The following is a 10673-nucleotide window of genomic DNA, read 5'->3' on the forward strand; positions in this document are numbered from 1 at the left end:
CGTCTGTGCTGATTGGGCGCCCAACCAGCACAGACGTCTCAAGCTTCATTCCACCGTGACCGACTTCGCAAGATTTCTCGGCTTATCGACATCGGTTCCGCGCGCAAACGCAGTGTGATAGGCGAGCAACTGCAACGGCACCACATGCAGGATCGGTGACAACGGACCATAGTGCTCCGGCATCCGAATGACGTGCATGCCCGCTTCACTGGCGATCCGTGTGTCCGAGTCGGCGAATACATACAGTTCGCCGCCACGCGCCTTCACTTCCTGAAGATTCGACTTCAGCTTCTCTAGCAGCGCGTCATTCGGCGCTATTGCCACCACCGGCATCGCGTCGGTGACAAGCGCCAGCGGCCCGTGCTTCAACTCACCGGCCGGATAAGCCTCTGCGTGGATGTAAGAGATCTCCTTGAGCTTGAGGGCGCCTTCCAGCGCGATCGGATAGTGCAAGCCGCGCCCGAGAAACAGCGCACTTTCCTTTCGTGAGAACGCATCCGACCACGCGATGATCTGTGGCTCCAGCGCCAGCACACTATTCAGTGCCGCCGGCAAATGGCGCAGTTGCCGCACATAGTCCAGTTCCTGCGCCGCGCTTACCGTTCCCCGTAATTTCCCCAGCGTCGCGGCCAGGACGAACAGTCCGACCAGTTGCGTGGTGAACGCCTTGGTCGACGCCACACCGATCTCGCGGCCCGCGTGCGTGTGGAACGACAACGACGTCAGCCGGACCATCGCGCTCGTGGCCACATTGCAAACTGCCAGCGTGTGGACATGCCCAAGCGCTTGCGCATGCTTCAAAGCGGCGAGCGTGTCTGCCGTTTCCCCTGATTGAGAAATCACCACCACGAGGGTTTTTGGATTGGGGACCGAATCGCGATAGCGATACTCGCTGGCAATCTCGACCTGGGTGGGAATCTTTGCAATCGATTCGAGCCAGTACTTTGCGGTCAAGCCCGAGTAGTAGCTGGTACCGCATGCAAGGATCAGCAAGTTGTCGATGTCTGCGAACACGGCGGCCGCATTCTCGCCGAACAGCGACGCGTCGAATGAATCGCTTTGCGGGATCGTGTCTGTGATCGCACGCGGCTGCTCGAAGATTTCCTTTTGCATGAAGTGCCGGTACGGTCCAAGCTCAACCCCGCCACCGTAAGCCTCAACCGTGCGCACCTCACGCTGCACGCTGGCGCCGTCCCGAGCGACAATTCGCACGCGTTCGAGCGTCAACTCGCAAACATCGCCCTCTTCGAGAAAAATAAAGCGCTCGGTGGTGCCGCCCAGCGCCAGTGCATCGGACGCGAGGAAGTTTTCGCCCTCGCCCAGACCGACCACCAGGGGCGAGCCCTGCCGTGCGCCCACCACGGTATGCGGATGATCCTTGTGTTCGACCGCGATTGCGTACGCCCCGTCCAGGTGTGTGACGGTCTCACGAACCGCCGCGAACAGATCGCCGCGATAGAGGCTGTGCACGAGGTGGGCAACCACTTCGGTATCGGTCTGCGACACAAACACGTAGCCCTTGCCGCGCAGCATCTCGCGCAACGACTCATAGTTTTCGATGATGCCGTTATGCACCAGCGCCAACTCATCCTTTGAAAAAATCGGATGCGCGTTGTCCGTCACCGGCGCACCGTGGGTTGCCCAGCGTGTGTGCGCGACGCCCGTACCGCCCTCCAGATGCGTGTCGCGCGTCTGCGCGTCGAGATCCGCGACACGCGCCACGCTGCGCGCGCGGCGCGGACCGCCGTCGGCCAGCACGGCCACACCGCACGAGTCGTAGCCGCGATACTCGAGGCGCCGCAGCCCTTCGATCAGGACCGGTACGATGTTACGTTGCGCTACCGCGCCGACAATGCCGCACATAAATTCGTTTTCCTACGCAAAGTTGAATTGGATGACGTGAACTGTACCGGGGCGTGACGCCACTCAGGCGAAACCAGCCGGATTCGTCGACTGCCAGCGCCAGTGGTCCGCGCACATGCGCTCGATGCCGTATTGCGCCCGCCAGCCAAGCATCTTGTCGGCTGCGGCCGGATCGGCAAAGCACGACGCCACGTCGCCCGGACGCCGCGCCACGATTTCATAAGGCACTTGCTTGCCGGACGCCTTTTCAAACGAGCGCACCACGTCAAGCACGCTATAGCCCTGGCCGGTACCGAGATTGACGACAAAGCTCGCATCGCGCTTGACCAGCGCGTCCAGTGCGGCCAGGTGTCCGCGCGCCAGATCGACCACATGAATGTAGTCGCGCACGCCAGTACCGTCCGGCGTGTCGTAGTCGCCGCCGAATACGCGCAACTTCTCGAGCTTGCCGACCGCGACTTGTGCGACATACGGCATCAGGTTGTTGGGGATGCCGCCGGGGTCCTCGCCGATCAGCCCGCTCTCGTGCGCGCCGACCGGGTTGAAATAACGCAGCGTGGCAATCCGCCAGGCTGGATCCGATACTTCCAGATCGCGCAATACCTGTTCGGCGATCAGCTTCGATTGGCCGTATGGGTTCGTGGCGGACAGCGGAAACGATTCGTCGATGGGCGAAGTCTTCGGCACGCCGTAGACCGTGGCCGACGAACTGAACACGAATTGCTTCACATTGCGCGCGCGCATGACCGCAAGCAGCGTCAACAGGCTGCCGATGTTGTTATCGTAATACTCGATAGGCTTGGCGACGGACTCACCCACCGCCTTCAGGGCGGCGAAGTGAATCGCCCCGGTAATCGGGTGAGCGTCGAAAATGCGTTGCAATGCCGCTTCGTCGCGCGAATCGGTTTCGTAGAACGCCACCTGTTTGCCGGTGATCTGCTCAACGCGTTTGAGCGACTCGCGGTTACTGTTGACGAGATTGTCGACCACGACCACGTCGTAACCGCCGTTCGACAATTCCACGCAAGTATGCGAGCCGATAAAGCCGGCGCCGCCCGTTACCAGAATCGTGCCCTTCGAGAGCATACATTTCCCCTTTTTATTGACTAAGCCAACCGCAACGTTCGATCAACGCCGCCCGGTTGCCCGTTGAAATAGCAATATCCGTTCAATCGGACGGGCTGGCCGGACCGACGCCAACCGTGGCGAGGCCGCCGTCGGTGACATAAGGCACGAGACCCGCCTCGCTAATGCGCGCGGCGGTGGCCGGCCCGCACGCATCGTCGGCGGGTGGGCAATAGTCGATGGCCAGCACCGGCAGCCGGTATTTTTCGCGAATGGTCGCCACCTGTATCAGCAGCCAGTCGCGATCGGCCTGCGGTACTTCCGTATAACGCTGCTTGCCGGCATCCCAACCGCGATACAAGGATTCGAACGCGACTACATAGGCAAGATCGTGAACCTTCGGCAACACTTCGAACCCGCGGTTGAAGATCAACTTCGCCTTCGGATAGCGCGCCTTGATCGCGCGAATGACGTTGACCAGCCCCGCCTCCTGCGCGGCTCGCGCGGCGTCGGTCTTAGCGATGAGCTGATACGAGTCGAGCGTGTCGAGGAAGAAGCCGCGGTAGCCTCTTTTCCATAATGGCGCGATCACCTTGTCGACAAAAAATGCCGGCCAGCCCGGCGCGGTCTGGTCCACTACCTTGGATGCCCACGCCGCGTTCTCGCCCGACAGCCACGCGCTCGGCATCGCGCTGAAATACGACCGGTGCGCGTTCACTTCACCGACGCTCACATACGCGAACCATGCCGGATGTGTTTTGGCATGGGCGCGCGGGTCGAACTTCGCATCGGGCTCGACCACCACGACATCGAAAGCGGAGAGTTGCTCCACAGGCGGGTTCGCACCGTAAAACAGCGCAACAGACGGCCCCGCAGGCGTGCCGGCCGCGGCCTGCGCGTGCGCCACCGAAGCCAGCGCGCCGACCGCGACCACGCGCGCGAGTCTGCTGAAGAGGCGCAGCATCGCGCGCAATGAAAACTGTCGGTGGTGATCTTGCTCAGCCAAAACCGGATCCTTTTATACGTTGTTCAGGCGACGCCGCCCGCGTCGGCTTGCTATGTCTAACTGCCCGAAGGCAAGAACGGCCACCAGCAGATGCTGCTCAGCGACGCCGTCGCGATCGACGGACTGAACCCCGCCTGTTGCGAGCTGGTCCATGCACTTTGTGCCGCCGACGACGCCGTACACGACGACGCGTAGTCGAGCGTGCCGACAAAGAAATTGCTACGCCCCAAGTTCTGTTCGGTGCTTTGCCATGCCTGCAACTGCTGCACCACGGAGGCGCTCACCGCCGGCAAATAGACCTGCTCCGATAACACGCCGTCAATCAGCCACGGGAACGAGACGCCGCCCGTCGTCCCCCCGATCGCCTGCACGGGCGCAGCATTCGGCACGAATGCCAGGTTCGGAAACTTGTCGCGCAGTTGCTTGACGAGATCGAGGCCGCCTTGCGCGCAGGCTGCATCACACGGACCGGCTGACGCGTTGGCGCCATGTCCGACAATTTCGAAGTTATCCAGCATGAATCCGTCCGCACCGGTTGCCGCGAGACGCGGTGCGACGTAGTTCACGATCAGATTCTGATAGTCGGCGTTAGCGGGATTCATCCAGTACTCCTGGAATCCCGAATATTTGCCGAGTTGCGCCGCCGTATTCGCGCCACACGACACGAAGCCGGACGGCACGGTGTTCCAGTAGGTCCGCGCCTTCTCGCAGGCGCCGAAATTCAGATAGCTCAGCACTTTCGCGCCATTCGCCTTCAATACCGCGATCTGCGCCGCAGAGAAGGCCGGCGTGCCGTTGCCCGGATCCGCATCGATGATGATCAGCTTGAACGTGGCCGCGACCTGGGCGATGTCGATCGCGCTGGCGCTGCCGTAGTACGCGACCCACACCGGGGAAGCGGGCAACGCCCGCGCCGCCGAGATCACCGGCGCCGGGCTCACCGTCTTCGTACCGCCGGTCGGATTCGAAGCATTCGACGAGTTAGTCGCGGTGCCGCTCGAGCCGCTGGAACCGCCTCCGCCGCCACACGCTGTCATCAGGGCGGTGGCTGCGATGAGACCCGCCGCGCCTATCCATCGCGCGGCCTGTCCGGCCCAGGAGGACGTTGCGGCAAGACGCGGGCGGGCGGCCCGCTGAAGCGGGACGAGGTTGTTCTGATGCATGGTGGAATCCGGAGTCGAAAGGTCAACTCCGCAACATATACGTTTCGTATTCCAAAGACATGAATTTTCTGTCGAGCACCTTCACGGATGCCACCACCACGACGAGGAGTGCCAGCGCAAAACCGTACCCGTAGAAATCCGGACCGAGCTTGAGCGTAATGCCGGTGAACAGCCCGTTCAGCACCACAAACGCGCCCGTGAGCCGCAGCACCATGCGCCGCCCGTCCAGATAGAAGAACACATTGAGCAGGCCCAGCAGCAACACCTGCAGACTCGCCGACACCACGTCCACGACGAGCAACGGCAGATACAGCGGGGAAATGCCGAGTGAACCCAGCACGCGCTCGCCAAAGGCGATGATCAGCAACAGCACGACCGTCTGTACCTTGATGATTTCGAACAGGCCGGAGCGCACACTGCCCACCATCATGTCGCGCATTTCATTGATGTGGCGCAGCGTCGCGCCGCTGCGCACCGCGTCGTAGAACGCGTCGTAATACTCGACGAAATCCGCCTCGATACGCACGAGAAAGGTCGCCATGCCCGGCATCACGCAAACGTAGGCGATAAAGATTGGAATATCGTAAATGACCGATGCATGCAGTGGCCCGATGACCTTGCTGCCCGTGCCCGGCGCATACCAGAACATGAACTTGTCGAGCCACACGCCGATATTGAAAAGCAGCCCAACGAGCGCGAGGCTCGGATAGGCGAAGCGCCGCTCGAACACTTCGAACGAAATGAAACGCTCGCTGCGGTAGTTGCGATAGATCAGCCCGGACAACCCGGCAAGCAGCACGATATGCCCCGCGACAAAGCCACCCAGCAATCCCACGAGCCCATAGCCGTTCAACGCGAGCGCGAAGCACACCACGCACGCATAGCCGACGAAGAACACGAACAGGATCTGCCGGTACTGCTTGACGCTCGACAGGAAGATCACCGCGATCCAGATGTTGCTGACCACCACAAAGCCCGTGATCATCAACAAACGATAGATCAGCGGTTCGCTGCGAAAGCCCACCAGCATCGCGATCACCGCCACCACGCTTGCCAGCACCGACGACACCAGCACCACGCCGTTGTAGTTCGACAGCACAAGGTCGTCACGCTTTTCGAACAGCCGGTCCGAAATGAAACGCGTGAACGAGAGTTGCAGCGGTCCGGTCAGGATAAGGCTGAGCGCGATCAGATAGGTGACCGACACCTGGAACTGGACGATCGCAAAGGTCGGTATCACCGACGTGAGGCTGATCAACCCGATGATCAGAATGCCGAAGATCGACAGAATCAGCGGTCCTGAGCTGATCAAGCCGGCATACGCGTAAGCACGCGCGACGCCCACCAGCGTCTCGCGACGCATGATCTTGCGTAATTCGAAGCCGATACCCGCCATCAGCGTGTCTCCTGCGGCTGAACGGGCTGCGCTGCACGCGCCTGAGGTTTTGCCCCGCCCGGTTGAGTGCCATGGTCCATCGGGCAGCGAGCCGCGCCGGCGCCCTGCTCATTGCGTTCGCGATCCGGCATCGCGGCCAGCCGGTCATACAGCGTGCGATAACTGTCGATCATCTGCGTCTTCGTGTAATAGCGGCGTACGCGCGCGAGGCCGGCCTGCTGCGCGGCCAGCCAGCGTGCATCGTCAGCCAGCAGTGCCAGCACAGCCTGGGCAAACGCCGCCGGATCCGCGAGCTGGACCACCATGCCGGCTGAGCCGAGCGCGCGATCTTCCTCATCCGCCCCTTCGATCATTTGACGACACGCACCCACATCCGTCGTAATGGCCGGCACGCCCGCGGCGAAGCCCTCCAGCACCACCAGCGGCAACGCCTCGCTGATCGACGTCAGCGCGATCACGTCGACTTGCGGCAGCATCTCGTCGATGCGCTGGAAGCCGAGGAATTTCACATTCCGGCTGAGTCCGAGGCTCTCCACGAGTGCGCGGCATTCGAGCGCGTAGGCCGGGTCCTCTTCTTCCGGTCCGATGATCCAGCCTTCGAGATCCTGCAACGTGCGCGATGCGATGAAGATCGACCGGATGAAGGTCTTGATGTCCTTGATCGGCACCACGCGACCGATCAGCGCCACCACACGATGTGAACGCGGTTTGCGGCGCTCCACCAGTGGCGCCAGTCCGTCGACGTCGATACCGTTCGGTATGCACTGTGTGCGCTCGGCGCGCGCGCCGTCCGCGATCTGCCGCTGACGGTTCGTTTCGTACAGCGCGACAATGTCATCCGCGGCATCGTAGGCGAGCTTGCCGATCGCTTCGAAGAAACGCACCCACAGTTCGCGGAAATAGCTGACGCGCGAAATATCGCGCTCGAATACGCCGCGGTTATCGCGAATCCACTGGCTTTGCAGCAAGTCGATCTTGCGTTCTTTCGTATAGATGCCGTGCTCGGAAATGAGCAACGGGCGGCCGGTGCGGTAGTGCATCAGCGCACCGAGAAACCCGCCATAGCCGGTCGATACCGTGTGATAGATCCGCGCGGGCAACAAGGTTTCGGCGACGCGGGCCAGTTGCCACAACGGCTTATGCATGATCCGCACGGTCCAGAAATAGTCCGTGAACGAAGGATCGGTGCAGTACTTCTGATACTGATCGACGATCGTGTCCCACGCAGCGCGGCTCGACAGAAACTGCGCTTCGTTCAGCGCGCCGTCTTTCCCGAGCATCGGAATCATGTCTGCCATCATTGCGCCTGCGTCCAGGCCGTTGCGCGGATCGCGCAGCGCGTCATGCAGCTGCTGCGAACGGGCAAATGCAGCGGCATCGCCCTGGATGGCACGCGGCTGCGGAAAATCGGCTGGGCCCTGCTCGTACAGGTAGTGCGTTTCGATATGCACGACGTTGTCGGGCAACACGTAGGCGGCGCCGTTGTAATCCTGTTCGCGGCTGCCGATGAAGACAATCGCGAAACGCGTCGCCGGATACGCCTTGATCATTTCATTGACCCAGCTCGACACGCCGCCGCGCACGAACGGGAACGTACCTTCCAGCAGAAGGCAGACATCGGCATCAGCGGCACGGCGGATCGGGAGTTCTTTCATCATGACCAGTACTTCACAACCGGTTTGAGTGTGGGCAACGCGGCCGCATTGCCCAGTGACGCGAGAAGCTGCGACACGCGCGAATAATCGCCTCGCAGGAAGTCGGCTTCCGCCAGCCACGGAACCAGCCGTTCACGCGGGAAGCCGAGTTCGAGGGCGCGCGAAATGTGACCTTGCGCGGCATCGGGCAGGCCGTTGGCCAACGCAAGGCGGCCGCGAATCAGCCACAGCGCCGCGTCGCCCGGATCCATTTCGAGCGCCGCCTGTGCGTAACGATCGGCCTGTTGCAGCGTGTGCCGGTAGACCTCACCCTGCACCAGGTTCTGATACACGAGCTCGAAATAGAGTTCGGCCAGCAAACGATTGAGCGCATGGCGCTCGGTATCGCCAGCGGTCGCTTCGAGTGCCTTACTGGTCTGGAAGATCTTCTGCATGATCTCGTTTTCGGCATGATCCAACGTGCCGTATGCGATCAGGCGAATGTCTTCGAGCGGATCGGCGAGCAATTCGCGCAGCAAGGTGCCGGTGGTGCGGGTCGGCATCCGCTGAATCGCCACCAGGGCGGACAGGCGGTCGGTTGCCGAGACCTGCGTGTTGGCGAGGCGCGCCTGCAGCCGCGCGCCGCCGCCGTGCGAGACACGCGATACCAGATAAGTGACAAACTTCGGCCGCGGCACATCGGTGAGCTGATCGCTCTCAGTGCGGCCCGGAAAGAGCGCGGCCCAGACGCAACTGACCAGCACCACGAGGCCGCCGAACAGCGGCACAAACGTGCAGCCGACCCACAACAGCAGCAGCGACAGCGCACGCGGCTCGCGATAACGCGGTGGCAGCCACAGGCGGAACGCGACTGCTTCGGCGAGCCCGGCCAGCGACTGCAGCGCGAGAAAGCGCAGCAACGGATCGATCGCGCCGGCCGGTTGCATCAGGCTCACGATCGCGAGGTATTGCACGATCACGGCCACCAGCGCCGCCAACGCGCTCACGATGAGGGAAAGGGTCTTAGACATCGAGGCCGCTTCGTTTGAGAAGACGCAGCAGCGCCGCGCCCGGCTCGCCGCTCTCGAGGTGGAGCGTGTGAACGCCGACGCGCGCGTGTTCCAGGTCGGTGTTGAACTGCGCCGTGAGGCTGGCTTCGATCCGGGCCAGATAGCCGTCGATACCCGTCGTGTCGGTGGCCGGCATCAGATTCACCAGCACGGATTGCTTCGCTGTCTGCACCGGCCACATGACGTCAAGCGAACGGCGCCGGCGTATCACGTGTTCGAACAGCGAATCACCCTCTTCATCACGCGGGAAGGCCAGCGCGACCAGCGAAGACGCCACACCCGATTTTTGCTGCAGGCGCGTAAGGCGGCCCAGATCAAGCGCAAATTCGTACGGACAGTTCGGCACCTGATCAAGTATCCGCTGCACGAATGCCGAGTGCTCGACGCCGTCCGCGTAGTAGCCCAGCAGCACCAGCAACAATTGCAGGTTGTCGAAATTGAGCGACAGGAACGGCATCCGCTTGACGACCAGCAACGCACGCAACTCGCCGTCCGCCGACACCAGCGGCGCGCAGACCAGGTACTGGCTGGCTGCCACAACAGTCTCTTCGTTCTTCAGATGCGCGACGCTCAACGTGTTCAGCGCATGCGTGACAAGCTCGTCGGCTGCGTCGAATTCGAACGCGTCGCCGATCCGCGCAATCGCCTCTGCGCCGAGCTTGCCGTTTCGCACGGGATACAGCGCCGCCACTTCGATCTGGCACGCTTGCGCCACGAATTCGAGCAGACCGTTCGCGCCGGCCAACGGGGCGTCCTCGGCAGCCGCCGACGGTACCGTGAGTGCCGTATCCGTCGCAACCGACAGGCGGCGCAACTCGGTGATCGAATCGCGCAGCGTCGTCGGGCGTGACAGCAGATCTTTTTCGAGCCGTTCGTGGGACAGCCGCATCAGATAATGGCTGTTGGTCAACGCGACGAGACGGTCGTTCAGGTAATCGTTCAACGAGGATGCGCGCTCTGCCCGGCCGCCCCATGTATCGCCGAAGTGCCCGGCGAGAATCGTCTCGATCAGACCGCCGGCAAAATACATCGCGGGAAACGGGCCGCCGCCGGGATAGAAAAGCGCCCACGCGCCCAGCATGAATGCGCCGGCCAGCAATCCGAGCAAGCTCCCATAGCGCAGACCCACCAACAATGGCATCAGCCACAGCCATGGGAAACCAGCGTGCAGCAACAGCGGATCTTCAGGATGGAGCCAGCGACTCACGGCCAGTACGACCAGCACGAGCACAACTGTTTCGACGACCGAGAACGGCCGCACCACCGCAGGCGCCAGATAACGGCGCACGCGTCCGAGATTGCCGAACGGGTCCGCATGGCGCGGCTTCGATGCGCTTGAGGTGGATTCCACGGTGGTGGTATTCACGGCCATTTCCTTTATTACTTGTCGGGTTGCGGGTTGCGCCCCGCCTTCTGGGCGCCAGCCGCCACGCGGGGGATGAGCGTAAAGACCGGCTTACTGACGTGCTTACTGTC

The 10673-nt window shown here is 62.2% G+C and carries 8 protein-coding genes; all 8 read right to left on the bottom strand.

The genetic code is table 11. From position 1 onward, the window contains the following. Positions 1–45 precede the first annotated feature (45 nt). The 8 genes from glmS to KHO31_RS32490 all read right to left on the bottom strand — a co-directional run bounded on the left by glmS (position 46) and on the right by KHO31_RS32490 (position 10563). Positions 46–1863 carry a glutamine--fructose-6-phosphate transaminase (isomerizing) gene (gene glmS, locus KHO31_RS32455; protein ID WP_201075458.1) on the bottom strand — a complete coding sequence of 606 codons (1818 nt, stop codon included), beginning with the start codon at positions 1861–1863 and terminating at the stop codon, positions 46–48. A 63-nt stretch (positions 1864–1926) separates the two neighbouring features. Then, a complete protein-coding gene (gene galE / locus KHO31_RS32460) occupies positions 1927–2949 on the bottom strand; it encodes a UDP-glucose 4-epimerase GalE (RefSeq protein ID WP_211625206.1) in 1023 nt (340 codons plus the stop codon). A gap of 82 nt (positions 2950–3031) precedes the next feature. After that, the gene (locus KHO31_RS32465) at positions 3032–3934 is read right to left on the bottom strand and encodes an endo alpha-1,4 polygalactosaminidase (RefSeq protein WP_201075462.1); all 903 of its coding nucleotides are present in this window, start codon (positions 3932–3934) and stop codon (positions 3032–3034) included. Between the two features lie 56 nt (positions 3935–3990). Further along, entirely contained in the window at positions 3991–5097 is a 1107-nt protein-coding gene (locus KHO31_RS32470) for an endo alpha-1,4 polygalactosaminidase (RefSeq protein ID WP_201075464.1), read from the bottom strand. A 22-nt stretch (positions 5098–5119) separates the two neighbouring features. Then, the gene (pelG, locus tag KHO31_RS32475; protein WP_201075466.1) at positions 5120–6493 is read right to left on the bottom strand and encodes an exopolysaccharide Pel transporter PelG; all 1374 of its coding nucleotides are present in this window, start codon (positions 6491–6493) and stop codon (positions 5120–5122) included. Then, positions 6493–8148 carry a GT4 family glycosyltransferase PelF gene (gene pelF / locus KHO31_RS32480; protein WP_456238764.1) on the bottom strand — a complete coding sequence of 552 codons (1656 nt, stop codon included), beginning with the start codon at positions 8146–8148 and terminating at the stop codon, positions 6493–6495. The genes pelG and pelF overlap by 1 nt, the downstream gene beginning before the upstream one ends. Further along, positions 8148–9158: a tetratricopeptide repeat protein gene (locus KHO31_RS32485; protein ID WP_201075470.1), complete on the bottom strand. Its 1011-nt coding sequence runs from the start codon at positions 9156–9158 to the stop codon at positions 8148–8150. The genes pelF and KHO31_RS32485 overlap by 1 nt, the downstream gene beginning before the upstream one ends. Then, positions 9151–10563, bottom strand: a complete 1413-nt coding sequence (locus KHO31_RS32490) for a PelD GGDEF domain-containing protein (protein WP_201075472.1) — start codon at positions 10561–10563, stop codon at positions 9151–9153. The genes KHO31_RS32485 and KHO31_RS32490 overlap by 8 nt, the downstream gene beginning before the upstream one ends. Between the last annotated feature and the right edge of the window lie 110 nt (positions 10564–10673).

This window comes from Paraburkholderia domus (assembly GCF_905220705.1).
Taxonomy (GTDB): Bacteria; Pseudomonadota; Gammaproteobacteria; order Burkholderiales; family Burkholderiaceae; genus Paraburkholderia; species Paraburkholderia domus.